The 26,708-nt window shown below is 47.4% G+C and carries 25 protein-coding genes; 4 read left to right on the top strand and 21 right to left on the bottom strand.

The window, feature by feature from the left end:
- Positions 1-3: 3 nt before the first annotated feature.
- On the bottom strand, positions 4-2,613 hold the full coding sequence (locus tag ACMVP2_RS25540) for an ABC transporter permease (RefSeq protein WP_416865676.1): 2,610 nt from the start codon (positions 2,611-2,613) through the stop codon (positions 4-6).
- Positions 2,610-2,948, bottom strand: a complete 339-nt coding sequence (locus tag ACMVP2_RS25535; protein WP_416865675.1) for a PadR family transcriptional regulator — start codon at positions 2,946-2,948, stop codon at positions 2,610-2,612. Before ACMVP2_RS25535 ends, ACMVP2_RS25540 begins: the two co-directional genes overlap by 4 nt.
- A 657-nt stretch (positions 2,949-3,605) precedes the next feature.
- Here ACMVP2_RS25535 and ACMVP2_RS25530 point away from each other — a divergent pair.
- Positions 3,606-5,033: a prolyl oligopeptidase family serine peptidase gene (locus ACMVP2_RS25530; RefSeq protein ID WP_416865674.1), complete on the top strand. Its 1,428-nt coding sequence runs from the start codon at positions 3,606-3,608 to the stop codon at positions 5,031-5,033.
- Between the two features lie 169 nt (positions 5,034-5,202).
- Positions 5,203-6,453, top strand: a complete 1,251-nt coding sequence (locus ACMVP2_RS25525) for a multidrug effflux MFS transporter (protein WP_416865673.1) — start codon at positions 5,203-5,205, stop codon at positions 6,451-6,453.
- Between the two features lie 30 nt (positions 6,454-6,483).
- Here the strand turns inward: ACMVP2_RS25525 and ACMVP2_RS25520 are convergent, their stop codons facing one another.
- The 12 genes from ACMVP2_RS25520 to ACMVP2_RS25465 form a co-directional block, all read right to left on the bottom strand.
- Positions 6,484-6,810 carry a hypothetical protein gene (locus tag ACMVP2_RS25520; protein WP_416865672.1) on the bottom strand — a complete coding sequence of 109 codons (327 nt, stop codon included), beginning with the start codon at positions 6,808-6,810 and terminating at the stop codon, positions 6,484-6,486.
- Between the two features lie 810 nt (positions 6,811-7,620).
- Positions 7,621-8,241 (bottom strand): hypothetical protein, encoded by a 621-nt coding sequence (locus tag ACMVP2_RS25515; RefSeq protein WP_416865671.1) that lies wholly within the window; start codon positions 8,239-8,241, stop codon positions 7,621-7,623.
- A gap of 124 nt (positions 8,242-8,365) precedes the next feature.
- On the bottom strand, positions 8,366-9,400 hold the full coding sequence (locus ACMVP2_RS25510) for an alpha/beta hydrolase (protein ID WP_416865670.1): 1,035 nt from the start codon (positions 9,398-9,400) through the stop codon (positions 8,366-8,368).
- Positions 9,401-9,512: 112 nt separating this feature from the next.
- Entirely contained in the window at positions 9,513-9,719 is a 207-nt protein-coding gene (locus tag ACMVP2_RS25505) for a hypothetical protein (RefSeq protein ID WP_151996645.1), read from the bottom strand.
- A gap of 166 nt (positions 9,720-9,885) precedes the next feature.
- Complete coding sequence (locus ACMVP2_RS25500) at positions 9,886-10,620, bottom strand: LytR/AlgR family response regulator transcription factor (RefSeq protein ID WP_416865669.1); 735 nt, start codon at positions 10,618-10,620, stop codon at positions 9,886-9,888.
- Positions 10,617-11,657, bottom strand: a complete 1,041-nt coding sequence (locus ACMVP2_RS25495) for a sensor histidine kinase (RefSeq protein ID WP_416865668.1) — start codon at positions 11,655-11,657, stop codon at positions 10,617-10,619. The genes ACMVP2_RS25500 and ACMVP2_RS25495 overlap by 4 nt, the downstream gene beginning before the upstream one ends.
- 1 nt (position 11,658) lies before the next feature.
- Complete coding sequence (locus ACMVP2_RS25490; protein WP_416865667.1) at positions 11,659-11,997, bottom strand: DUF4288 domain-containing protein; 339 nt, start codon at positions 11,995-11,997, stop codon at positions 11,659-11,661.
- 2 nt (positions 11,998-11,999) lie between these two features.
- Positions 12,000-12,719: a LiaF transmembrane domain-containing protein gene (locus ACMVP2_RS25485; protein ID WP_416865666.1), complete on the bottom strand. Its 720-nt coding sequence runs from the start codon at positions 12,717-12,719 to the stop codon at positions 12,000-12,002.
- A 109-nt stretch (positions 12,720-12,828) separates the two neighbouring features.
- Positions 12,829-14,079, bottom strand: a complete 1,251-nt coding sequence (locus tag ACMVP2_RS25480) for a hypothetical protein (RefSeq protein WP_416865665.1) — start codon at positions 14,077-14,079, stop codon at positions 12,829-12,831.
- Between the two features lie 87 nt (positions 14,080-14,166).
- A complete protein-coding gene (locus tag ACMVP2_RS25475) occupies positions 14,167-14,715 on the bottom strand; it encodes a DUF1353 domain-containing protein (protein ID WP_416865664.1) in 549 nt (182 codons plus the stop codon).
- An 87-nt stretch (positions 14,716-14,802) separates the two neighbouring features.
- A complete protein-coding gene (locus ACMVP2_RS25470; protein WP_416865663.1) occupies positions 14,803-16,014 on the bottom strand; it encodes a ChbG/HpnK family deacetylase in 1,212 nt (403 codons plus the stop codon).
- Complete coding sequence (locus ACMVP2_RS25465; protein ID WP_416865662.1) at positions 16,014-17,171, bottom strand: hypothetical protein; 1,158 nt, start codon at positions 17,169-17,171, stop codon at positions 16,014-16,016. Before ACMVP2_RS25465 ends, ACMVP2_RS25470 begins: the two co-directional genes overlap by 1 nt.
- Before the next feature lie 250 nt (positions 17,172-17,421).
- On the opposite strand from ACMVP2_RS25465, the gene ACMVP2_RS25460 reads away from it, so the two are divergent.
- Complete coding sequence (locus ACMVP2_RS25460) at positions 17,422-19,125, top strand: PQQ-dependent sugar dehydrogenase (protein WP_416865661.1); 1,704 nt, start codon at positions 17,422-17,424, stop codon at positions 19,123-19,125.
- 257 nt (positions 19,126-19,382) lie between these two features.
- Here the strand turns inward: ACMVP2_RS25460 and ACMVP2_RS25455 are convergent, their stop codons facing one another.
- From ACMVP2_RS25455 to ACMVP2_RS25445, 3 genes are all read right to left on the bottom strand, one after another.
- A complete protein-coding gene (locus ACMVP2_RS25455) occupies positions 19,383-20,870 on the bottom strand; it encodes a beta-propeller fold lactonase family protein (RefSeq protein WP_416865660.1) in 1,488 nt (495 codons plus the stop codon).
- 125 nt (positions 20,871-20,995) lie between these two features.
- Positions 20,996-21,553: a hypothetical protein gene (locus ACMVP2_RS25450; protein WP_416865659.1), complete on the bottom strand. Its 558-nt coding sequence runs from the start codon at positions 21,551-21,553 to the stop codon at positions 20,996-20,998.
- A gap of 6 nt (positions 21,554-21,559) precedes the next feature.
- Positions 21,560-21,937 (bottom strand): hypothetical protein, encoded by a 378-nt coding sequence (locus ACMVP2_RS25445; RefSeq protein ID WP_416865658.1) that lies wholly within the window; start codon positions 21,935-21,937, stop codon positions 21,560-21,562.
- A 217-nt stretch (positions 21,938-22,154) separates the two neighbouring features.
- Between ACMVP2_RS25445 and ACMVP2_RS25440 the strand changes: the two genes are divergently transcribed.
- Positions 22,155-22,535, top strand: a complete 381-nt coding sequence (locus ACMVP2_RS25440; protein WP_416865657.1) for a DoxX family protein — start codon at positions 22,155-22,157, stop codon at positions 22,533-22,535.
- Positions 22,536-22,681: 146 nt separating this feature from the next.
- On the opposite strand, the gene ACMVP2_RS25435 is transcribed toward ACMVP2_RS25440, so the two are convergent.
- The 4 genes from ACMVP2_RS25435 to ACMVP2_RS25420 form a co-directional block, all read right to left on the bottom strand.
- A complete protein-coding gene (locus ACMVP2_RS25435) occupies positions 22,682-23,656 on the bottom strand; it encodes a hypothetical protein (protein WP_416865656.1) in 975 nt (324 codons plus the stop codon).
- A gap of 267 nt (positions 23,657-23,923) precedes the next feature.
- Positions 23,924-24,373: a KTSC domain-containing protein gene (locus ACMVP2_RS25430; RefSeq protein WP_317491717.1), complete on the bottom strand. Its 450-nt coding sequence runs from the start codon at positions 24,371-24,373 to the stop codon at positions 23,924-23,926.
- 318 nt (positions 24,374-24,691) lie between these two features.
- Entirely contained in the window at positions 24,692-25,825 is a 1,134-nt protein-coding gene (locus ACMVP2_RS25425) for an MBOAT family O-acyltransferase (RefSeq protein WP_416865655.1), read from the bottom strand.
- Positions 25,826-25,827: 2 nt separating this feature from the next.
- A complete protein-coding gene (locus ACMVP2_RS25420; RefSeq protein ID WP_416865654.1) occupies positions 25,828-26,640 on the bottom strand; it encodes a hypothetical protein in 813 nt (270 codons plus the stop codon).
- Between the last annotated feature and the right edge of the window lie 68 nt (positions 26,641-26,708).

Here is a 26,708-nt window from a genome sequence, read left to right as displayed (position 1 = left end):
TATTCACTCATCCTTCAGCGTTCTCGTCGGATTCACACTCGCTGCCTGATAGGACTTCACGCTCACGGTAAGCGCCCCCACCAAAAATGCTGTGAACCCAGCCAGCAGAAAAGCGGTCAACGTTAGGTCAGTTCTAAAGGCAAAACCGTTGAGCCATTCCTGCATATAATACCAGGCCACCGGTGCCGCCAGCACAAAGGCGACGATCATCAGCCTGGCGTAGTCTCTGGAAAGCAGCATGACTAACCCTGCTACACTGGCACCATGCACTTTTCTGAGACCAATTTCCTTGGAGCGCAGGTCGGCTGAAAAGGATGACAAGCCAAACAGCCCCAGGCAGGAAATGAAGGTCGATACTATGGCGAAAATGTTTACCAGAGCGCTGAGCGACATTTCCGTGCGGTAGGAAGCAGCATAGCTGGTGTCCATGAACTCATACTGAAAGGGAAAAGCAGGGCTAAGGGCCGTTGTTACCTTCTCAATAGCTGCGATGGCCCCGGGTATGTCGTTTTGAAGTCTGATGAGTGCTACCGAGGTGTATAGAGGATTGTAGGCGACGACAAGAGGTGCAATCGGCTCATACAGGCTCTGCATGTGGAAGTTCTTCACGATGCCGATCACTTTGCCTTTGGTGCCCCAAACAGACAAGTTTTGACCCAGAGGCTCGTCGAAACCCATGATGTTGGCCATTACTTCATTGATAATGTAATTGGCAGTGTCTGAGGCGAAGTCCTTCGAGAAACCACGACCGTCAACTATCTCCATTCCCATGGAAGAGAAAAAACCCAAATCCACCATCAATACATTGACTTCAATTTCTGCATTGGGATCTTTGCCGTCCCACTGCGAGCTGCCAGTCGAGCGGCCGTACTGCAGTGGATTGCCGCTGGCAAAAGAGACTTCCTTTACCTCGGGTATATTGAGCAACTCGGTTCTGTATACGTCCCTTCGGTTGGCCAGATCCTGCGGCATGTACAGGTATGCCATGTTTTCTTTGTCGAGGCCCAGGTTTTTGTTGAGCACAAAGTTCATCTGCCGGGCGACCACCAGGCTTCCAATGATCAGAATAATGGACAAGGCAAACTGGAAAACGACAAGGCCGTTTCTGAAGTAGATGCTTGAGGCAGACTGCCGAACTGCTCCTTTCAGCGAGTTAGTCACTTTGAAGGATGGCAATAACAAGGCCGGATAACTCCCGGAAAGCAAGCCGGTAACAGCAATCAAAGCGCTTATGCCCATCCAAAACCTCGAGTCAGTAAAATCAAGGTAAAGTTGCTTGTCGGTAAGGCCATTGAAGTAAGGAATGATAAGCAGCACAAGCCCAATGGAAAGCAATGCCGCTACAACGGTGATCATGAATGACTCCACCATAAACTGCTGGCCCAGCGTGCGCCTTTGGGCACCAAGCACCTTTCTGACGCCAATTTCTTTCGTTCTGCGGCTTGCCCTGGCGGTAGATAAATTCATGAAATTGATACAGGAAATCACCAGCAGAAAAATAGCGATGATCGTAAGTATTCTAACATATTGAATTCGTCCGCCGGAGGGTACACCGTTTTTAAAATTGGAATGCAGGTAGGTGTCGGTGGCTTTAAGCACCATGAGCCGCTCATCAGCTGCATTGTCAGTATTGTTGTTGATCTCTTGCTCTATCCTTTGCTGCACGGCGGCCAGATCGGCGCCGGGCTTCACAGTAAAGTAGATACTAAAGCCGCCATTGAACCAGCTTTTGATCCATTCGTTGCGGGCGATATACTCGTGGGCAGGGAGCACAAAATCAAAAGTCATTGAAGACTGACTACCGATGTCTCCAAAAACACCACTCACTGTAAACTCCTGACTTTCATCTATTTTAATCACCTTACTTAATGCATCTGTTTTCCAGCTTTCTCCAAAATACTTTTTAGCGAGTTTTTCGGAGATCACAACCGAATGCGGGTCATTCAAAGCGCTCGCCGGATCACCGGCAGCAAAAGGAAAACTAAAAATGCTGAAGAATTCAGGCGACACATACCTCCCCTTTTCATAAGACACGTTTTCCTCGAGACGAAACAACAGCTCCAGTTCCCAGCTGTAGTAGGTTACTTCATCCACTTCAGGATAATTGTTGGCCAGCGCCCCTCCTAAAGGGCCGGGAATGCTTCCGGTGGTGATTACCTCTCCGTTGGCCTGGTACATATTGCGCCATACCTGATAGATGCGGTCGGTGTTTACATGAAACTGGTCCTTTTCTACCTCGTCGTTGACCCACAGTAGAATAAGGATACTCGACGTAAGTCCCACAATGAGCCCGAAAAGATTGAGAGCAGTGTACCCCTTGTACCTCAGCGCATGGCGAATCGCCATTTTAATGTGATTAAATAGCATAGCGTTGTTATTTTGAGTTGTGACAAATGCAAAGTTTTTGACGATACCAGGGCGAAGGAGCTTTACTACATCCAACGCAAATAGCCACCGTGCCCGGGTTGGACTGGTTTCCTCCCGTTGCTCGAACAATTCGGTCAGATCGCCTTCCACGTCTTCCAGAAGGTCTGGATCGCAGAACCAGCGAAGAAACGCCAGTAGCCACTTGGGCGGCGATGGCGTGGGCTTTTCTGTAGGTTTGTTGCTCATATAAACTTAAAGTCGAAGGCGACTGAAGGAATGGCCTCCCAAAGTTGCTGACGAGCCGCCATGACCTCTTCAAGCGCCTTCTTCCCAAAGGGAGTTACTTTGAAAAAGCGCTTTCTCTTCCCGCCCCTTACGGCTGTGGCTTCGCCAAACTCGGAGGTCAGAAAGCCTTTCTTCTCAAGCCGTTTAAGCGCAATACGCATGGCACCCACACTTACTGACCGCTTGAGCCTCGTTTCTATTTCTTCTTTGATGGTAATGCCGTAGGCGTTGCCGTAAAGCACCGCCACGGTCAACAACACAATTTCCTCGAACTCCCCTATTGAATACTTGCCCATGATTTTTATTTTAATACTAAATGTAATTAAAATATTTAAATCCTAAAAGCAATCTTAATAGAAATGAACACAAAGCATGTGGCTTCATGGCGCTATAACTGCGATGAATTGAAAAAGTAACGGGGGGATCCCAAAAGTATTTCTTGTCTACAAAAGATTGCCTGCCTACCGCCCTTTGTGTTACTGTCATTCCGTAAGGTACCTGAGCCGACGCCGGAACGAAATCTTCTACGGCATTGTGGTTTGTTCTTCGTAGGGAGGGTTAGTTCTACTTGGGACTAAGGAGAAGATTTCTCCGTGTTACTACGAAATAGCTTCGCTAAGTGATGATACCGCTTCGAAATTGGAAACTGAGTCGCCGGAGTATGTTATCCTTCAACCGTCTGACCTAACAGCCGCCCCCGTGTGACAGCCATTCCGTAGCCCTGCGGAGGAATCTTCTAGAGTACGATGGTTCTTGGCGTGGGTTTATCCATTACGCTACGAAATGTCTTCGCTGATTTGAAAAGTCGGTTTCGAAAGGGAAAAGAAATTAGCGTGGCAACATAACCTTGAAAAGATCGCCCGATCGATCACGGGGACCCCAATTTCCCATAAGCATTACCGCTATCTTTCGTATATTTCATTGAATTCACTGGCCATTAAACACTTATCACCATGAAAGCTTTTCCCATCAACCGAGATTTCTATTTTTTTGGAAGCTTTCTTATCGGCCTGTACATTGTCGCTAACACACTCCAAACAGTTGTTCAAATGTGTGTGGGCTACCAAATGTTCTGGCTGCCGTCGTTTGGTAGCTGGTTGCTTGTTACATGTGTTATTTACATGCTTCCGTCCCTGTTCCTCTTGAAATACTATCACCAAAATCAGTACCGGCTGGCTTTCTTCGGCACTGTGGCATCCAGCATCATGGTGTTACTACAAGTGATTGTCTTTACAGCCATATTACGAGCACGACAATTGCAGGATTTTTACAACCCGGTACTTTATTTATTGCTTTTTGCAGGCCTTCTTCACGCCGCAGGTCTTTTGACCTCTGATGCCCGAAAGAAGCCCTTGCTCAAGACCGTCGGCCTCGTGATTGGTATAGTGAACGTGATCTTACTCATTTCCCTCACCTGGATGTTGCTTTCGGGCAACAATTCTTCCACTAGTATCTTTGTCCAAAAGCTGGCGGAGTGGGCAACCATTGCCGGAGGGCTCGTTTGGGTATTGTTCATCAGGCAATTTATGGAGGAGCGCAGCCTGCTAATAGAAGAACAGGTAAGCACAGAGAGCAGGAAATCGATCGCAGACATATATGCTTTCCTCAGTTTTATGGGGGTGTTTTTTCTCCTGCTTTTTGGGTTCATGATAGTCAAGCAAGGCTACTATAACACTCACGCCACCCCGGCCGCCAAAAAAATGGCGGATCCTTACGAGTTTCGCTCCTACACCAGCAGCAAAGGTGTAACGTTGCAGTACAGGTTTCTGAAACCTCTCGATTACGAGCCGGGGAAGAAATTTCCGATGGTCGTTTGCTTGCATGGTGGCGCTGGATGGGGAACGGACAACACCAGGCAGTTTGATGGATCATTGGCAGCACAAATGCTTTCTGACTACACCAGAAGGGAAAAGTACCAGGCATTTCTTTTTGTCCCCCAATGCCCTCCCATGCATAGCTGGGGAGGCATACCTGCCTATAAGTCTATCGACACGCTGGTATTTGAAGCCATGGCAGCGCTGGAAAAGGAATTTGACATCGATGAAAAGAGGCGCTACGTTATGGGGAGTTCGCTTGGCGGCTATGGCACCTGGCACTTTATCAGCACCCGTCCTGATTTGTTCGCAGCGGCTGTACCTGTTTCCGGTGAGGGCGATCCACAGTTTGCTCAACAAATTGTGGATGTACCGGTGTGGGCCTTCCATGGTCGAACTGATGTCAATGTGCCTGTATCAGGCTCTCAGCACATCATTCAGGCGGTGAAGAATGCTGGTGGTTCCCCTCACTACACCGAGTACCCCGACCGTGGCCACGACATCTGGAAGCAGGTAAGGGAAACTCCTGGTTTGATGGACTGGATGTTTGCGCAAAAAAAAGAATAGCCCGTGGCACCCAAACAATCCTGATGAAGTTGTTCAATAAGCCCTGCCCACTGTAGATTGTTCAGACATATAAACCGTTGTTGGATAAACCCTTACCAGGAAAGAATTTCCATGCCTACCTTTGGGCAAAAGAGCTTTGTGAAGCCGCAAGGTTCGACCCAACTGCCCCATGACCAACCACCGTCCTAAAAGTAAAATCTCTCTGATCTTCATCCTGGGGCTGCTTACCGCCATCGGCCCCTTTTCAGTGGACATGTACCTGCCAGCTTTTTCGGGTATTGCCAAAGGCCTGAACACCAGCGTGGATCAGGTCATGCTATCGCTGTCCAGCTTCTTTGTGGGTATTTCGGCCGGGCAATTGCTCTACGGCCCTTTGCTGGAGAGGTTTGGACGCAAAAACCCTCTCTACTTCGGACTGAGCCTGTATCTGGTGGCTTCCGTTGGTTGTGCGATGGCAGGTTCGGTAGAGGTATTGATTGCTGGCAGGTTTTTGCAGGCATTGGGCGGCTGTGTTGGTATGGTGGCTGCCCGTGCTATGGTACGTGACTTGTTCGAAGCAAAAGAAAACGCCAAGGTCTTTTCGTCGCTGATGCTGGTGGTGGCGGTCTCCCCTATTATTGCCCCAACAGCCGGTGGCCTCATTACTTCAGTGTTTGGCTGGCGTTATGTCTTTGTCGCCCTTGTTGTGGTGGCCATTGGCGTTCTGGTGGGAGTCTATTGGTTGTTACCGGAAAGTAAAAAGCCTAACCCTTCCTTTTCACTGATGCCCAGGCCTATCCTGCGAAACTTTGCCAGCGTATTCCGATATGCCCAGTTCACTACATTCGCCTTTACGGGTGCAGTGGCTGCAGCTGGCCTGTATGCCTACATCAGTGGTGCCCCCCATGTGTACATGGAAGTGTTCCAGCTCACGGAAGGTCAGTTCAGCTGGGTGTTCGCAGTTATTGCCATGGGGTTGATTGGCTCTACTCAAGTCAATAACCTCATGCTCAAGAAATACTCCAGCGAACAGATCATTGGAGTGGGACTGTCTTTTCAGGCCGCCGCCGGAATGGGATTGGTAGCCCTGAGTTTCCTTGGCCTGGCGGACTTCTACAGTGTTACCGCCCTTGTGTTTATCTTTTTATGCTGCCAGGGCTTTATATTCCCCAATTCCTCAGCCCTCTCCATGGCGCCTTTCCACACCAATGCAGGCAATGCATCGGCGCTGATGGGTGCCATTCAAATGGCCATTGGGGCAGGTGCTTCGGTGCTGGTGAGTGTTTTCAACGACCCCACTCCTCTTCCCATGGCTGGCGTAATGGCCTGCTGTGCTTTGTCGTCTCTGGGTATTTTCCACCTCGGGAGAAACATCATCAAGCACAAGGCTACCCTCAAAGAGGTGGAGCAGGAAGAAGTGGACATGATTGGTACGTTATAGCCAGGAGTTGAGCTTACTGGAGTAAGTTGCTTATTTGATTTTTACCGGTATTGGCCCGCCGCTCGACACATAGCTACCTCCTAGCTCGTCAATATTTACATCCAGCTCGTCGCTGGTATCTATTCCCACAATGTTTACATCCAATTCATCACTTGCACTTATTTTCACCGTGATGCTTCCGTCTTCATTGAGAGGGACGAGACCATAATTTGTACCTGATATCATTGCTGGACTGGTCGATTCACCTGCATATGCCTTTGGAAAAAGCTCAACCTGCTCAAACGTCAACACTGTTAAACAGAGGGCGATTACTGTCAGCACAAATTTTGTGTAGTTGTCAACTTTGGAATTGTTCATGATTGTATGATTTGAAGTTTTAATGCCACTGGATAAATAGCAAAAACTATGCAGGTATTGAGAACGCTCCGAAGTATTGTTCTGTACGATTTTCTTTTACTTTTAGCCACAAAGGCACTAAGGCTCGAAGCAGAGCGTATTAAAACTTTGCGGTTTGCTCCGGCAAACTTGCGCCTTTGCGTGAGTACTTTTCTGACCTTTCGAATAAACTCTTTCTTTTTGCCACAAAGGCACTAAGGCTCAAAGCATAGCATATAACGGCTCTGCGGTTTGCTCCGGCAAACTTGCGCCTTTGCGTGAGTACTTTTCTGACCTTTCGAATAAACTCTTTCTTTTTGCCACAAAGGCACCAAGGCTCGAAGCATAGAATATAACGACTTTGCGGTTTGCTCCGGCAAACTTGCGCCCTTGTATGAGTACTTTGGTGACCTTTCGAATAAACTCTTTCTTTTGGCCACAAAGGCACTAAGGCCCTAAGTATGCCATATCGAGAACTTTGCGGTTTGCTTCAGCCAACCTGCGCCTTTGCGTGACTATCTCACCATCTTTGCGCTACCACAGACAAGAGTTGATTAGCTGACTAGCGGAACGAGAAAAGCCTTGTGTGCCCAGTCCCGTAGGGACGATATGCCGGTAACACCGGCTCACTAAAATCGGGCTTACTGCGAGTGCCGTAGGTACGGCACATCTACAACCTTTGCGGTTTGCTCTGGCAAACCTACTCTTTTGCTTGTGAGCCTGGATAGTTGGCCTGCTTCCTTTCAGCCATGAATATACTGGCGATAGACGGTTGGAAAGAAAAGTTAACATTTACTTCGTCAAAACGAGTGGGTTTGTAGTGTGTTGAAAGGCCTCCCCATTGTTGAGGATAAAAGATAGTTGAATTGAAAAGGAATCACCTTTGCCAGGAGCATCCGACAATTTAAACTGAAATTGCTGGTCGATAACACCATTATGGTTGTCTACGATGTAGTTCGACAGGGGTACAAATTTCTCAAAATCGTCGTAGAAAAAGATCCAGTCTTTTATCAGAACGATTTGATTGATGGTGTCTCCTGCAGCATAAGTGTCGTTGTAGTCATACATCGTACGAACAAAAATAGTATCAACCCCAATCTTGTCCCCGGCATACCCCTGCTCAGCACACTCAAGGGCCATTAAAGATTGGCCGTAGTCCGACACAATGGCAGCAATATAATCCGCTTGAAAATTGAAGCTTATAAAAAAGCTATCCCAGAGGACTTGCTCGTTTCCGATAATTTTTCTCCAGGGATTTGGCTCCGAAGTGGTAAGCCTCATGTTAGTAGATTCTATCCCCTTTATCCTGAAGTGAGGAGGGCCGGATTCACAACTGCCATCCCTGGTCAGGCATGAGACAATACATGCACCCAGCATAAAAAAAATGATAAGCACTGTTTTAGTCACTCTCATATCACTGTCGTTTTTCCAAGCTTAAAAAATTCTTTGCCTGAAGAGCGTTTTCTCCACACTTTCTCCCAAACCATCTAGCAGTCCGACGCCGCACCCACACCGATTACTGCCTACCACTTACTATTTACCTACTACCTCCCTCGTACCCCTTCCACATCCAAACCAGCGTATTAGCCAGGGTCATTTCATATACCTTGGTGTCGCAGTGCTTGGTGGCTTTGCTGAAAACATAGCGGTAGTCGTAGCCTTTGGCTTTGAGGGCGTCGGCAGTGCGGTTATTGGCCATTACCCAGTTGTGGTAGGTTTCCTCGGCGTCGTCATAGCGCAGGTCGAATTCCGATACATGGGTAAAAACGTGGAGCGGTTTCTTGTCCGTCGTTTCGATGAGCTTCATGCCAGAATGGTATTCCCAGGCCCCTAGTGGATAGGTGGCCTCTTCGGCTGCATCATCGTCCTGCTGATCGACGAAAGTGCCGGAATAGGTTATCAGTCGCCTGAAAAGGTCTGGTCTGAACCAGCCCATGGTCAGCGCAGCAGCACCGCCCGAGCTGCAACCCATCACGGCTTTCCCCCAGGGGTCAGCAGTAAAGGCGATGTTGGGATAAGCCGCTTTGATGGCCTGGTTGCTGAGCACAGCAGGCAGCACCTCATCGTTGATAAAACGGGCAAAGCGATCCGACATAGTATCGTATTCAAGGCCCCTCTCGCTGCCTTTGGCATCATCTCCCCCATTCTGCACGGCGATGGTGATGAAGGCGGGCAATTTGCGAGCCGCATCTGTCGAAATGGTGAGGTTGTCAAGGGCGTTGCGCACAAGGTCCAATCGGCTGGGGCCATCCAACGTAACCAGAATGGGTGCTTTCGTTCCATCTTTGTAAGCAGCGGGAACGTAGACAAAGATCTGCCGAGTTTCCCTCACTGGCTTTTTAGGGTCGAGCGTAGCATCGGTGCCAGGAAAAATATTGCTGTCGGCTAAAGGCATGGAAAACTCGAAGTACTTTCCATTGGGGTTGCCGAGGTCGGTGAGTGCCGGGTCAATTGTATAGTCGGGGCCAACGACAAAGTTGCCATTGCCATTTTCGCTAGCTGACTGTGCTGCTACAGTATAGGTAAGCAAGCAGCAGCCAATGGCCAGCGGGAGAAATGATTTAAAAAGCATGGTAGGTAGTGTTTAATGATCGGGGGTGCACAGGCGCAGCCCCGAATGAAGTTAGGCTTTGGCACAAAGAATTGCAACACTGGCATGGCTATTCAGCATTGGCTGTCTTTCCTTATTTCTTTGTGTTGTCCTGCAGGAGTTTGTCAAATTGAGTCCAGTTCAGGGAGATGATTTTTGCATACCTCGGCGTCCAGTCAAGACCTCCTTTTGATATTTTTAAGGTGCCTAATTTGCCACCGTCCTGGGTCACATCAATGATTACGTCGGAACTTCCAATCTCAGTGGAAGGCAAATTGAGTTTTACGCTGTGTTTGGGCATGGTAAATGTTTTGGTTTGTGTACTGGTTGAGTCTTTATCAGGCTTTGATCGTTTTGACTAACAGCAATTCAATCAAATTGGCCTACCGAATATACACAATCACATTTATTTCTTTTGCAGTCGCAGGTAGATCTGGTTTTTGATTTACCCTATCGCCCTCCACACCTCAAATCCCCAGCACCTCCTTCAACTTGGCATAGCCACTCTGGCTCAGCGGAATGCGGGTACCACTTCTTAAAAGCGCCAGATGGCTGTCTTTTTCGGCGGGCTCAATACGGGTAAGTTCCTGCAGGTTCATCAGGTAAGAGCGATGGATGCGCACAAACTGCTTGGGGTCAAGCACTTTTTCAAAGTGACCCATGGTCTTCTTTTTCAGGTAAAACCCCTCTTTCGTGTGGATTTTCACATAGTCGTCGTACGCTTCCAGATAATGCACGGTCTGAATGGGGACAATCACAATGTTGCTGCCTTTCTTAACCACAATGCGCAGCCGCTCTTCGGGCAACGAGGTATTTTCGAGCAGTTCTGTGGTGCCCTGCTGTGCACCTCCCTGCTGGCTTCTCCATTTTTGAATCGCCTTGTCGAACCTCTCTTTGCTGAAGGGCTTTAGCAGGTAATCCAGCGCATGTTGCTCGAAAGCCTGAATGGCATACTCGTCGAAGGCAGTGGTGAAAATGACCGCTGGAGGGTTCTCTACCAGTTCGAGCATTTCAAAGCCATTGATTTTTGGCATCTGAATGTCGAGAAAAATAAGGTCAGGCTTGTGTTGCGCAATCGCTTTTACGCCTTCAAACCCGTCGTTGCATTCGTCAACAATGGCAATGTCGGCATAAGCGCTGAGGTATTCCTTTACCATGCTGCGGGCCAGTTGCTCGTCATCTATTAATATCACTTTGATCATATCGATGGCGGAATTTTGATAGTGGTGGTAAATTCTCCTCCCTGCTGTGAGGTGAGAAGCAAATCGTTTCTATGATAAAGCAGGTACAGTCTGCGTTTTACCGACGACAATCCAAAGCCAGTTCCTCTGGCAGTGACTGACGTTTCAGGATCGAAAGGGTTCTTTATTTCAATTTGCAGCATGGTACCCTGCATGGCGGCCTTCACGGAAACGGTGATTTCTCCTACCGTGTCATACAGCCCGAATTTAATGGCGTTCTCCACTATGGGCTGCAACAGCAGCGAAGGGAGTTTGTGGGCCATGCAATCATCATTTTTTAAAATTTCTACTCGTAGCCTATGACCAAACCTAACTTTTTCGATATCCAGGTAAAGCTGTAAATGCTTCAGTTCTTCTTCCAGTGTCACTAGCTTACCGTCTTCTTTTTTGACGGTGCCCCTCAGAAAATCAGATAGCTGCTGAATCATGCTGCGGGCTTCCTCGGGGCGTGTACCTACCAGTGCGCTGATAGAATTGAGGCTATTAAATAGAAAGTGGGGCTGCAATTGCTGGCGAAGCTGGCTGAGCTCTGCCTCACGGGAGAGCTTCATGGCATCCTCTTTCCGTTGTTCAGTTTCCGTCCTTTCAGTGACGTACACCCAAAACCAGGTAAGTATGGCCACCAGCATCATCGTGAGCAAGCCAACCATACCCCGAACCGCCAGCGTATTCCCAAGAAACGCTTCATAGCCAGGGGTTTTGGCATTGACCTGTTCAAGGATGAATTGTTGAGCGAAAAGGCAAATAACGCTTAACACAATTGCTCGCATAAGCACAAATATTGCCGTCCTTCTGCCCGGTTGATAAGCCTGCATGGAGGTGTTCATGGTGTAACCTGCCACAGCATAGATCAATTGAGTGATGGAAGCATCCGTCAGTGCCGTTTCCCAGTCAAAGCCAGCAAGCAGCATAGCGTAGGTTTGAACGGCCATCCAAAGCATCCACCAGGCCAGGTAGCTCAGGGCGATGGTGGTGTAGGAAACGAGTGATTTGGTCATGTTACAACACAGGGTTATGCATCAGCTGGAGCAAGGCTGCCTTTTGATGCACATAATGAACATAGGCTTTGCTTTCTTCCGGCTCGTGAATTTGCGAAAATAATTCAACTCCATCTTTTAATTCGTCGACCGGAATCACGTCGCAAACGTCGATGAACTTCCACTTCACTGTTTGATTATGCACATTGGCAAAAGTATCTTCTTCACTACGGCCAAGCATTCGTGCTTTCTGAAAAGCCTCTTCATCACTATTGGCTTGTATCAGCCGCAGCGTTTCATCAAACTGCGGCCGATCTCCTGCGCAAATCTCAAAGACGATTTTTGACAAGTACCATTCCATCACTAGTAGCTCTTAATATCCAGTCCGCCGAACATCACTGTGCCCTTCAGTATCAGGACTTTGCTGTTGTCATCGGCCTGCACTATTGGTCGCTTGTCGTCGATGCCTCCCAAAATGGCAGTGGCCTCGTTCCTGATGTTCCAATGAGGCGGCACTATCAGCTTAACGCCACCGAAAGCCACACTGAAATCCATCACGATGGTGCCCTGGAAATCGGCTTGCATCAAATCCAGATCGGTGCCACCAAAAATGTTGTCAACTCTTCCTCCCTGGAAGTTCTTAGTGATTATCTTTTTTTTCACACCTCCGAAAAGCACAGATGAGTCGATAAAGTCATCGGAAGAGTTTTCCATGGTAAGTCCTCTCTCCCACCGGTTATGTTTTGGTCTCAGGATCATATAGAGACCAGCGCCTATGATGATAACAGGCCAGAAAACATGGCGATACTCATAACCCAGTAGTTCATCCTGAACAAGAAAGATGGTTCCAATGACAATAGGCACTATCCATCCACCAGGCTGAAACGACCTGCGTGCACCAATGAACAATCCTACGCCGATCAGGATCATTTCCCAGGAGAAGATCCAGCGGGGCACATCGAGGTGCATTTGCCTGGCCAATAGCACCGAGCCAATGACTATCAGAATTACTCCCGCAAGCGGGCGATTAGATTTTGGAGAAGCCCTTTGGGCGTTTTCCGGAGAAGTGTTTCGTGTATCCATTTGATTAAGTTTTTCTGAAAGTAACGGCAGAAAAATGACCCTGGCTATTGCAAAACGGCCACGACCGGAGAGAAGTCGGTGAACAAGGGGTTAGCGTCGGTAAACGAAGTCACCCCCACTTCAACCCCACGCCCCAGGCACCAACAGCACTAATAAGAAGCACTGAGCCTTCGTTGTACACGTCGTCGAGAGAGATGCTTAGGATATTGATGCCCAGCACATACCAAAGCCCAACGGCCAGCAAGCCTACCAGCACGCCGCCACTGAACGATTTCCAGGAAAACTTGCTGTCGCTCTTGAGGTATTTAACGCTGGCTCCAATGAGCCCACCTATGAGTGTGAAAAGGAGAAAGGTGTAAGGAAAGTCGTACTGAAAGCCCTCCAGATTGGAGCTAAAGCCGGTGGAGAAGGCGGCCAGCTTCACAGGCCCATCGCCCTGGGAGCGGATGTAGACGGTTTTTGTTTCGTTGTTGCTCAACACAAAGCTCTCTTCCGACAGTGTGCCTGCTCCCTCTTCAAACGAGAACCTGATCTCAGCGCTACCGCTTCCAATTCCTTTCAATATCACCTCAACGGGCACCTCCTGTATGCCATAGCCCTGTGCGAACTTCTTGCGGGCTTTGATAGTAAGGGGCGACTTCACCCCCACTTTGGCGATATATCCTTCCGGATTCAGCCGGGTACGGAGCCTCAGCTCTGCCGAATCCTTCAAGTTGACGGTAGCTGTAAGCTTGATACTTGATGAGGGTAGGTTGAGGTGATCAATCTCTATCCAGCCCGGGCTAATGCCTCCTATCTCCAGAGAAGCGGGTTCGATGAAGACAGGGTCAATTGTAGGTAAATGGCCGCCGCCCGACTCAGGCAACAGAATGAAATTGATGCTGCCCAAAAAGGCGTTCTGAGAAAAGTCGTACTGTAGCGGCAGCGCCGAGGTGAAAAAGATGTAGTATCTGATGTCCTGACTTTCGGTTTGGCCCGGCAGCACAAACACTTCGGGGATCAGCTGTTCTGGTGATACGGTTGTGTCGCCGGTTGTGAAAACTGGCCTTGTTTCCTGCTGCTGGAGCACCTCCCTGGCTTCGGCACCGGCTACTTCCACTTTGTCGCCAAAGCGAACCGCCTTTAGTTGGTTTTGCCGCAGGGTGATTTCACCGTCTTCAACAATGTTGATCTCAGGCACCGCTTCTTGCTGCTGAAACGTGGCCTCTCTTAGCTGTGTGGAATTGGCTTTGAAGATCTTACCAAGCTTGTCCCGGTCGATTTTTCGGTCCTGTCCCCACACACTTTGCTGGCTAAGAATACCAATGAGTAGAACCATTACCCAGCGCATGAAGCGTTGTTCTTGTATCTTGAAACTCATAAAAAATAAGGATAGCTATTATAAATATAACTATTAAAAAACTATATCTGCCGCTCACCGGCTTTTCTGCTCAACCGAAAAGGCTGTCTACATGAGCGCATCCACTTTGCTTTCCAGTTCATCGATGCCAATCGTATCCAACTTGTCTTCGAGGTTAAAAAACAAGCGATCAAACTTATTCTTTAGTAAAATATCGGTGGAGCTCTTCATCATGCTCGTGACTTTGGGCTTAAAAATAGACTTCTTCTTCGAAGGAAACTGACCTGCATACCATGTACCAACCCTTACCCCCATGTATAAAACAGACGCCTCCCGATTGGTGCAACCGTCAAACTTGCAGGCTTGAAAAAACATTTTGTCGGCCTTCTTTCTATCGGTGGAACTAACATCGGGGTTCGCACCCTCGCCTACAAAATAGTCGTGCACAACCGATGCCCGACGAAAGGCCCCTACATAAGGCGACCCAATGATGCTCCAAAAAGCAACCGGGATGGTCGCTCCATTCAAAAAGCTGCCCGCAGGCACGCTCCACTCCTTTCCAGCCGGGTCAACATACCCGAAAGGCTCCAGCAGCTTCATGTCCCTGTGATTAGCGCTCCAAATTGTTTTTACAGTACCTATAAATCGTTCTGCCATGGCTTGTTAGGTTAAATGATTAATATTCCTGCTTCTGGCCTGCCTGCAATACCAAATTATCAGTACTTCCAGCTATCAGCAGCTTGTCTATGCTGTCGAAACAGATCTCACAACCACAGGACTTAGCTCCAGACAGGGGTCCGACTTCCATGGACTGCCCTTTTCCAGCGACAGGTACTCCGCTACCCTACCATCGAATTGCTTGATATTGATGCCAGGGTAGAAACCCTCCAGGTCTTTAAAGCGCTTCACCAGGTCTCTCTGTCGTCTTAGAGTGGTTTTAATGAGGTGGATAACGATCTCCCTTTTTGTGTCTTTGCTGACCAGAAAATCATACAACCATTCCGTTAGCTTCTCTTGTTTCTTTTTTACCTGGCTCAGGTAGTTAATCACTGCAAAAGGCGGTAGCGGCCCATAGTGATCCACAATGGTGTGCTGCGGGCCTTCCACTTTCGAGCCAAATTCTACCTCCCATTCATTCATTTTGTCGATCGACGGCAGATCAATATCGGTAATGACCAGTGTGTCGTACCAAAACCTCTTCGAGGAGGGCAGGAATTTGTGCGTTCTGAGAGGAACTTCGTTTTTCTGTGACCACTCCTGCATATGCCGAAAAAGCGGCTTGTTGAACGTCAGTATATCGTGATGCGACGTCAAATGATCAGGTTTGCGCTTGAACACCGCCTTGAATTTCTCATACTGCGCATCGAGTTCAGCCTTGATCTGATCAACAAAAGCTTCCCGCTCGTAGTCAGTGTCGAAGTCAGTGTATTTGCGAAAGTATTTGCCATTGAGCAAGTTGCTGACATTGCCAGCCGAGACCGGCTCCCCCGAAGTAATGGTAAAGTGCAAGCCTACGTGCGTAGTGTCGTACAGCTTGCGGCTGTCACCCACCCTCTCATACGTACGCAGGAAATCGTACCAGCCCCTCAGGTAGTCGCCATTGGCGTCGTTGGGCCGGTTAACAAACACGGCAATGGAATTGATTCTACCATACCTGAGAGCTACTTTAGCGCCCATATCAATATCGTCCACCACACCAATATCATCGGCAGTGACAATTAGTTTCTTCTCTATAAATGGTATTTCGGAACTGGCATTGATGGCGCCGCTCCACACAAAGGTTTGGTTGGCTAGCACATACCACATGTCAACTTCCTTGTACATCTCACCTCTGATGGCATGCGAAATCTCTACCACGGTTCCGACAGGCAACGCCGGTGCCCTTTTTGCCCTGACGGTCGGCTTATCCAGTCTTACATTCACCAGCTGAGTGACGGTTCCTTTGATCTTTCCCATTACCCAACTGCTTTAGTTTCCACCGCATCTGCCTTTCTGGGGTCTTCCTTCGCTGCCACCGGCATTTGCAGGGAGCTTCTGATTTTCACCAGTTTATTCAGCAGGTCGAACCAAAAGGGGCCACCCAGCGAAATAGCAAAGGCTGTAATGAGGTAGCCAAATCCGGGCCAGGTGTCGGTTTCTTCTTTTTGGCTGCTCAACACAGCATTGTATTTAGCAATTTCGCTTTTTACGGAGTCCATGTACTGCTTCTGCTTAGTAAAAGCCTCCGCATCGACACCGTCGGGGTGCTGGGCCAGAAACTCAGTGGCCCCCGCAACAAACATTGCCCTCATGTCTTCGTTCTTCGACAGGTCTGAGGCAATTTGAATAGTGTCAACCTTAAATGATATCGCCAGGCCGAGTCCGATCAGGAAGGTCAGGAAAGTCACCTTACGCTTATACCAGCCGACAATGCGATCCATTTGCTCGTTGTACCATTTCTCTATCAATGCCCTGAATTTGTCAATGTCATTGGCGGCATCGTACCAAAGCGATTTCAGCTGGTAGTTGGTTTCTTTATCGATGGTAAAGGGTTGGAGAATTTCAGCACTACTGCGATTGGCTTTCTTTTGAAGATCGCCTTTGAGGTAGGCCAACTCCTCAGAAAACGCCTCGAATTCAAACAGATCCTTTTTTGCGTCAAGCTGGCTGATATCGCTTTCGAGCTGATCGATCCGGCCTTGCAACTCTTTCAGGTCAAACCGGGGAATGATGCCGAGCGAGGCACTGATATTTTCTCCTTCGTCGTCGTAATCACCACTTCTCAACAGGTCGATCATGGCAGCACTGAACCTCTCTGGTGCGATATAAGAAGGCCTGCTGGTTGCCAGGCTAACTAAGCCCTTCTGTGCCAGAAATTTGATAGACGGATGCTTGTAGAAGGCTTCCGTGAAGCCGTTGCCACGAAAAGCAATAAAGAGATTGAGAAATGTGTAGTTGAATCTGTTGGTGCTTTTGTCATCCGAAAGCATCCTGTCAATACCTGCGAGAAGGTTTTTGCCCCTGGAACCAAAAGAAGAGGTGACAGACTCCACAATGGTGGTAGCAAAAAGACTGTACAGCAAAAAAATGAATATCAGGCTGATGAAGACATCGAGCACAACTAATCCAGTCATTACAGTAGGTGGTTGATAAGACAATGAATTTCAGTAAATTTTCACACCCTTGCAATCCCTATTTATCGGTATTTTGATGGTAACGACTTAATAATCATACGATTATCGGTTGTTACAGATGGTATTCAATGAAATGGACTCGAAAAAGGTGTCTTCGATGTCAGCCGACTTGCCAGGCCTTATGTAACATTTTACAAGGCGGGTTGACCACGTGACAATATATTTGGAGGACGATTGCTATCTTCACTCCATGTCTAAACGTCTGCTGCTTACCCTCGCACTCCCCATAGGTTTCGCCCTCGCCATTATTAGCTGTAACTCACAGCCTGATGAGGCTACCCTGGCTAAGGGCAAAGACTTGTTTACCAAACACTGCATGTCATGCCACGGGCTACAAGATGACGGCATAGGCCCACCGCTTGGTGGGGTGACTTCAGTGGTAACTGATCAACAGCTTATTGACTTCATCAAAAACCCATCAAAATACATTGATTCACAGGACATTAGATTTTCATTACTAAAGAAAAAGTATAAGCTGGTAATGCCGCCTTTTGAATGGTTGCCGGAAGACGATATCAGCGCTATTGTAGCCTACCTCAAGCAGCAGACTGAGCTGTTCGATATTCCCCCTTTGGATGTGGCGCAACAAAGCAAAGAAGCAGGGCTCTCAGGGCAACTAGTAAGTGAACCTCAACCATCAGGTATCAGTATAGAACTGGAAGAGGTCGTTCAGCTACCAGCCCTGGGTGAATCTTCCGACCTTGGCGTGGTCACGCTGCGCTCCTCTCCCATTGGCGATGGTGCTATGTTTGCCAGCGACCAGCACGGCGTCATCTATCGCATCAAAGATAGAAAGGCGACTGTATTTATAGATCTCAGAAACGAGCTTCCCTACTTCCAAAGTGGCCCCGGTATCGCCACCGGCCTTGGCGCCTTCGATTTTCACCCGGACTTCCAAAGCAATGGTCTGCTCTATATCAGCCATGCCGAAGCCTATAAGGGCCAGCCAGCCGACTACGTCATTTCCGACACACTTCGGTCGGTGGCGCAGTGGATCGTTGGTGAGTGGAAGGCCAACAATCCAACGGACACAGTTTTCTCAGGAACCTACAGAGAATTACTGCGGGTGCATGCCCCTACCTTTGCCCATGGCATGCAGGACGTCGGATTCATCCCTGGGTTGGAAAAAACCCACCCCGACTATGGCCTGCTCTACTTTGGCTATGGCGACGGTGGCTCCAACAACATCCACCACCCGGAGCTGGGTCATCACCCTCAATCGTTCCTGGGGAGCATTATGAGGATTGACCCCGCTGGCAGCAACAGCAACAACGGTAAATACGGGATACCAGCAGGCAACCCTTTCTCACAGGATACTGGCGATGGCGTGGTCAGGGAAATATATGCTTACGGATTCCGTAACCCCCACCGCATGGCTTGGGACGAAACCGACGACCATAGGATGTTCGTCACCGACATCGGGGAGGCCAATATTGAAGAGTTGAATATTGTACTAGCCGGTGGCGACTATGGCTGGCCGGTACGGGAGGGCAATTACGGCATCAATACAATCAAAAATCTCAAGGCAGTTTACGAACTCAGCACCACAGACAAAGCATTGTACAAAGGTCCGTTTGCCCAATACGACCATGAAACGGGCAATGCCATCAGCGGTGGCTATGTGTACGAGGGAAACTTAGCTGCGCTAAAAGATAAGTATGTGTTCGGTGACATTGTAAACGGCAAGTTGTTCTTTGTCAATATCAATCCACAGCTCAGCGATTCAACGATTTACCAACTCTCGGTTTCCAAAAACGGAAAGGAAACAACCATGCAGGAACTGACAGGCATCAAGCGTCAGCATTTGCGCATTGGCTACGACCGTGTCGAAAAAGAGATGTATATTATTACCAAAGTGGACGGAAAAATCTGGAAGATCGTTAAAGCTTACTGATGGCAGACTAGCTGAAAGCGAAGGGTCAAGCAGATTGGTGCAGGGAGGTGAATACTTAGGCGACTAACAAAAAAAAAACTGGTTCAATGCGTCTCGCCCGGCCGGGATAGGCTTGGACCTTTTGTTTTTTTATTACCGGCTCGCATGAACTATTTACCGTTTTTTTTTACCAGACAATCCCCAGAAATGGAGATCGATTCAAAGATAACTCTTGGAGGGTTTCAATAATAAGGCTCCCCTCAATGCTGTTAAACTGCCTATTCAGGTATTTTGGCGGCTTGTCTCGCCAGCATTTTCCATTGGTCGCCCTCCTTTCTCCACACCATCAAAATGATGATGTCCACCTTTGAAGGATAGCCGGGGTTGTTGGCATCGGCCACCAGCCTGTGCCTGACAATGGCATTGTTACCAGATACTTTTATCGTCTGGTTCAGAATGTCCACCTTGCTAAAATTGGTCTGCCGCTTCATGAACTCATCAATAAAGCCCTGCTTGTCTCTGACCGTGCCGCTGGAGTGCACATATTCCAGATCGTCGCTGGCAAGGGAAGCCAGCACGTCGCTATCAGGCTCGGTCATGGCCTGACGGAAACGCTCAACAGCCTCAGCCACCAGTTTTTCTTCAGGCCCTTGTTGTATCGGAGCGAATTTCAGGCAAACGGGTTTGTCGACAGCAATGCTTTGGCCTGTGGCAGTCAAAACACCTGTGGTTTCATCTCGCCGGAACACGATCACCTCATTCGTATCCTGGTTGGCTACCAGCAGAAACCTGCCCGTCGGGTCGATAGCGAAATTCCTTGGCGTTTTACCCATTACCGGTTGGCGGCCTATCCTTGTGAGTTTTCCCTTCTCATCAATCGAGTAAATCGCTATTTCGTTGGCGTCGCCCCGGTTCGAAGCATACAAGAACTTTCCATCGGGCGACACATGAATATCAGCCCCGGACAGACGACCATGGAAACCTTGGTCTACCATACTGATGGTCTGCTTTTCCTTCAACCTGCCTTCCTGATAGTCGAGCGCCATCACGGCACCCTGTAGTTCCAATACCAGGTAAGCATATCGGCCATTGGGATGGAACGCAAGGTGCCTTGGCCCCGCACCTTTGGGCACCGACAACCATGGCTGCGAAGCTGGTTTCAGTATTTCGACTGATGTGGTACTCAGCTCGTACTGGTACACCTTGTCCGTTCCCAGGTCGGGTACCATCAGGTAGCGCCCATCGGGGGACAGTACCGTCGCATGCACATGGGGTGCTTCCTGCCTTTCTTTGTTCACACTGCTCCCCTGGTGCTGAAGAAGCTGCACACTTGCCTCGTCGAACGATCCATCGGCATTGGTGCGAACAGCCTCCGTATTGCCGCCACCGTAGTTGCCTGCAAAAACAGCGTTGCCACCAGGAGCAACTGAGACGTAACAAGATCCGGAGGAAGGAACACTATTGAGGAATGATAGATGACCTGTGCCGGGGTTAAAAGCGTAGGCATTGACTTTGGAACCGCTTACTGCGTAAAGATTGGACTGGTCGTTGTTAACCGCCAGAAAGGAGGCGTTGCCCAGCTCGGTAACCGGCTGCACCTTTCTCAAAGTGCCAGTTTCACTATCGAACTGATAAGTATGGATACCGTTGGGGCCGGCCTCAGTGGCATATGTGCCTATTAAAAGGAAATATTGGTTTGTACTTTGGGCTCTACCGAAGGTGGCACCCATTAAACAGCACAGGAAGACAAAAACTATCTTTTTCATTCAGGAGGGTGTTTGTGAAAACAATGCTACGTGTTGGTGCTAAAGTACCAGATTTCAGTCAATTATGCCTGCCACATCGTGGGGAGTTACCTTGAATTTGGTGTTAAAGGTAAGTTTACCCCCATCTAGCCTGCCACCAACCAAACAACACTTAATATGGCGGCCCCAATGGTGCCAAACAACAACCTGTCTTTAAATTTATCTGAGCCCATCCTGTTAATCTGCCGCTTCAGCTCCTTGTTTTGCTCTTTTAATTCCTGAATCATCGCATCCAGGTCGGTTGTATTTGCTTCGAGGTTTTTGTTGGTATCGTTAAGGCTGACTGACAGGGTCGTAAGCATGGCAACCACTTCATTTAAAGCTCCAATTTGAACGTTACCCTCGGTGTTATTGTCCAGCAGCTTCTCCAGCGATTCCTTCGTTGTGCTGAGTTGCGCAAGCAAGCGTTTGTTTACGCCAATGTTCGTATTGTATCGTTGAAGCAATGCTTCATACTTATAGGTAAGCTCATTGATTTGGTATATCACACTGGAGCTCAGCAAAGAAGCAGTGTCGGCCTCTATGGCCACTGTGTCGCCCGGAAACAAGGTCATTTTTGTGTCCTGTGACGTAAACACCTTTACCTGAGCCAGGCCCTCCACGCTATAACTAATCATGAAAAACAAGACGGCTAAATACCTCATATCCAATTATTTTTCATTGAGGAGCGTTCTGAGACTTCTTATCGTTTCCACATCGTCCAACTCAAGGGTATCCACCTCCTGAATGATCTCCACGATATTGGCATGTGCAGAGGCAATCAGTAGCGTACTTTGCCTGTTTACACTGTCAAGCCGCTGACTAATGGAGTCAAGGCTCATTGTGGTCTGGTCAAGTGACGTTTTAATTTCCTGGTATTTCAAAAGCGTGCTTTTGTAGTTCTTGCTTAACTCAGCGAAGTTCTCTGTCAAAGCCTCGTAGTTCTTCTGAATCTCCCGGAGGTTCTTAATTCTTTTGCTTTGAAAAAAGCTAAGTGCGGCCAGTGCGATGGCCGAGGCTATAAGTAAATAGACAAAAATGGTTTTCATAGTTTGGTTGAAGTAGGTTGGCATGAATTCCGTTCAACAAAATAGGAAAATTTAGAGCAAAAGAGAATGCGGTAGCAAAAGCAAGAGTAAATAGCGAATACCAAGAGCTCAATTCCTGGCACCCCATGCCGCAAACGCCCCACTAAAATGGCGTTATCACGCAGCGACAGTTGGGCTAACAGACGCTATCTTTGTGTTATCACTTAAACCAACTATTATGAAAAGGATCAACATCCTCTATTGGGTATTCACCGGTCTGTTTGGCGGCTTCATGATGTTTTCCGCTATACCCGACATTATTTCTGTTCCGGATGCTGTTGAAATGGTCTCAGGCCAGCTGGGCTATCCTGAATATATTATTCCCTTTCTCGGGGTGGCCAAAGCACTTGGTGTAATTGCCCTTTTTATACCTGGATTCCCAAGGGTCAAAGAATGGGCATATGCCGGGCTGACTTTCGACCTCATAGGCGCTACCTATTCAGGCATTGCCGTCGGCGGCTTTGATCCTGCCATGCTGATGATGGTGGTGATATTTGGGATAGAGGGATTGTCCTACATCTATTACCACAAGCGACTAAAGCTTGGAGAGGCAAGTTAGCGGTTGACGACAGGCTCGCTCCAACGTAGAACCAAAGGAAGTTATCCGTAGTCGAAATACCACTATCCCGCAAGCGCCAACGACACCGGTGAAAAACAATAAAGGCCCCCGGGTGGGGGCCTTTATTCTTATTTTATGGCTATATCCTAGTTATTTGGCCAATTTGACCAGTTGCTGCAATGGCCGGCATTGTCAGTTCCCGATATATTTCGTCGGGCAACACTATATCCGGCGTTCATCAGAGCTGCAGGCGCAAAGTGCAGCTTTCCGTTTCCACTGGCGAATGCCTTACCAAAATGGGCCTGGCTCAATGCATGGCCTGCTTCATGAAGAATCACTGTTTCCAGGTCATATATGCCATTGCCAAGCACATCATCGGGTGCATCCTGCCAGTTGAATACATCGTTAATGTAGATTTCTTTGATGGCCACATCAGATTTTCCGTCTGCGTCAAGGTCGTCAAGCCATACAAAGGTAAATGTCACTCCTAAAATTGAACTCGCTCCGCCAGGCGCAACTGCATCAAAAAATGCTCCCGGAAGGATACCTCCATGAACCACAGTGCCTGGAAAATACCCCGCAATTCCACCAAAGCCAAGCAGGTACTGAACGTAGCCTATATCAAAGGGAGCGACACCCAAATTCGGAATCTCCAACCCGGACGAGCACGTAACATTGCCCCAGGTTTCCATAGCAGCCACCGTTGCACTATAGGTTTCAAATTCAGACATCCCGGAAGATGTACCTAATTCTGTGCCGTCGATAACATAAGGAACATCAATCCCTGTGCCGTTGCGTGGGTCGTTCGGCACGAAGTCAGACGATAGTTGTTTATTACCATTGTTGGCAAAAAACACAGTGTTTCCAGCCTGCTCAGCCCCAAGAAATTCCATTTTTTGTATTGCTAGGCCCTGAGAGGCAATCGTTTCATTGACGCTGGCAATCCATTGTTCAATGCCGGCGGTTCTGCCGTTTCTGTTTTCAACCGATGATGGGTCCACCCTGGTTAGCTTGTCCTTTAGCGTAGGGTTGAACTCAACGGTTTGGGGCACATTCTCATTTGGCTCGCAACTCCAAATGAATAAAACAACGGTTAATAAGGCGATGATTAGTTTTCTCATAACTGTGTAGATAATGGGTTAATTGATTGATTTAACCCAATAAATTAACGATCAAATACCAGTCTGACAAATATTGAATTATAGGGATATTTTCTATAACAATACTTATGTTACCCTTGGGAGAAATTTCCGAAAAAAAAATTACCGCTGCAGTTAGAGATTAGGCATGGGTTAAAGCCTTTCGAGCGATTCATTAACCATTTCAAAAAGACACACCTCAATAGCCCACCTTACCAACCCGCACCGGAACTTCAAGAGCAGAGAAATTTAAGCTGGCTCCAAGTCCCTTTTTGACTTTCTGTAAAGAAAAGAGTTGAAGATATTTCGCTTGCCAAACCTGTAGGGCTTGTCTGAATTGATCAGGCCTTGATAAACGTGCTTTGTCACACCAAAATACTCATAGGTGGTACCATCCAGAAAGGTTACTTCAAGTACCAATCCCTTGAGCTTGAAATCGACGATGCCGGATTCAGTTGTAGTAGTGGTGTACTCAGCCAAATTGGCTTCTTTGGTTTCGGGCGCAATGCTGACCAGAAAATGGTAAGCGTCGATGATTTGTAAACTCTTCTGCTTTGCTTCCGCAGCCTTTTCATCATCCTGCTGAAACTTATCAGGATGCCACTCTTTCACCAGGTTCCTGTAAGTGGTTTTTAGTTGTTTAAGGTCTGTATCTGCCTCAGCATTAAACAGTTTCCTGTATTCATTGATGCGCTTCATTGCTTCCCTCTGTTAATTCGGCTGCAAAGCTAGAGATTTAATAATTGAAAGCGAGACGCCGACAATATTGCGTATTCAAATTTCTCCGTGCCCAGTATTTTAAATTTCCAACATGCCCCTTTGCTTGACCAGTCATCTCACTTAGTAGCAACCCAGGGCTGTTCTCCCGGACTGCTTCCTAGAAGTCCAGATATCTCATTTCTCCTTCACGCACATTAAAGAAATTGTAAACAAGTAAGATCAACAGGACATACCACAAGATGATCAACCAATTGGCTGCTTTTTTCCCTACGTACTTTACCAAAAATGAATACATACCTAAGCTATAAATAACAAAGCTTTAAATACCTCCAATGCTTCGGAAAAAGAGTCTTCTTTGATCCAGGCAAAACTAATCACTACAAAATTGAAAGTAAGAATCACAGACGCACCTCTCCACAGCATTTGCGTAGACCTATTCTTGAAATCAAACTGAAATTTTTTGTCGAATACTTGCCAGGCCGCTATTCCAAGGCCATGAAAAATCCCCCAAACAACGTACCTCATAGAAACTTCGTGCCATAGGCCTAGAACCAGCATCGATGAAACGATTGCAATAATTGGCATTCTGGTATATGAAGCTATTGGCAGAAAGATGTAGTCCCTACACCACTGTGACAAAGATATATGCCACCTTTTCCAAAAGTCATTTATGTTTGTTGCAAGGAATGGGAAGTTAAAATTTTCAACGATTCTTATCCCCATTAATAGTGAAATCCCAATGGCTATGTCAGAATAACCTGCAAACTGAAAATATGAGTTGGCAGCATATCGAAGACAATCCAGATAGCTGGCGAGCCATTTATGTTCTGCCCCCAGGTTAAAAATAAATTTATATAATCCGTTGGAAATTAAGTAGTTACCTAGCAGTACTATTTTTACATATCCGAATAAAATTCGCTCCAGACCTGACGAAAAGACATCCGTATCCCATCTTCTACGACGGATTTCACGTTCCCATTCGGGATATCTGTTGATTGGCCCTACCAAGAACACTGGAAAGAAGAGTAAATAAGACATAAAGTTGGCAAACTTTACATCCCTGATATCGCCCTTATACACCTCCAGGCAAAAATGCAACTGCCTGAAAATGTAGTAGGACATTCCCAAGGGAAGGGCTCTGTTTCGAATAAAGCCATGCGAAGAAGCGAAATCAACTTTGAAAAATAAGAATATGACAGCTAGTATTGTGCCGATGACAAGTATCGCAACTTTTTCTTTTGTGAGCCTGTGTAGGGTGTAGTATGTAAAAATGCTTGTAGCTAACAGAACAGCCAACGAAACAGCATCAAGATATGCTAACAAAAAAAAGCTAACTAAACCAACGGCCTTTATCTGATAGTTTTCGGGCAAAAGCCAGCAACCAAGCAGAGCGGGTAGAGTGGCAAAAATGATGATTGATAATTCTTCCACTGCTACTTCTGGTCTTTTGCACTGATAAAAGGCGTCACCCGCCCACCTACCTGATCAATGAACCAGCTGGTATATATTTCCTCTCCTTTGGGATTCATATGAGCAAGGTCAAAGTAGCAACTGAACGGCAAATCTCTATCAATGTCCAGAAAGTCAAATCCAAAATTGCCTTTATACCATTCAACCAAGTCTTTGTATGCGTTTGAACCTCTAAGAGAATCCATTACATTTTCTAGTTTACTGGGGTATGGTATGTTGATCGCCACCAGTTTGATGTCATTTTCTGTCATTTGACGCAGGAATTTCTCCATACCATCTTTCTTGACTCCGTCAACAACCTTTGAAGCTTCGATTTCACGAATCTTATCCTCCAACTTTACGCTATCGACTGTATTTATTTGCAGTTCATTGTCGTTGGGAGGAAAAACGATATTTGATTTATCTCTATCATTTTGAAACAGTTCTCTCAATGCCCGGGTGCTTATTCTCTTGCCCAACGTAAATTTTTCCTCTTTGTAAAAGGCAATCAGGGATTCCTGGATAAACAAGTGTTGCGGTTTAAATGCTATGATTTCATCAGTCAAATTTTCGCTCTGGTAGAAGTCACCCACACTCCCTCCTCTACGATAAATTTTTACAACTGAAAAATCTGTGTTGTATTTTTCCTTCAAGTTTTTTTCTATTTCCTCAGAGTCATTTAGTCCCTGGTGAATCAGAGAACTGCCAATAAGGACAATTCTAATGGGATGGGCTGAGTAACTTTTCTTTTTTTTAAACGTGTTATGTAATTGCAAATCGAAATATTCATTCTCCAAATGAGTGAAATACTTTTTTGAAAAAATGAGGCTAAGCAGGGCAATAGCAAGCGTCAATATCCAAACCT

This window comes from Imperialibacter sp. (assembly GCF_048007035.1).
Taxonomy (GTDB): domain Bacteria; phylum Bacteroidota; class Bacteroidia; order Cytophagales; family Cyclobacteriaceae; genus Imperialibacter.
Note: the sequence above shows the minus strand (reverse complement) of the source record. Positions and strands in the feature narration are given on the sequence as shown.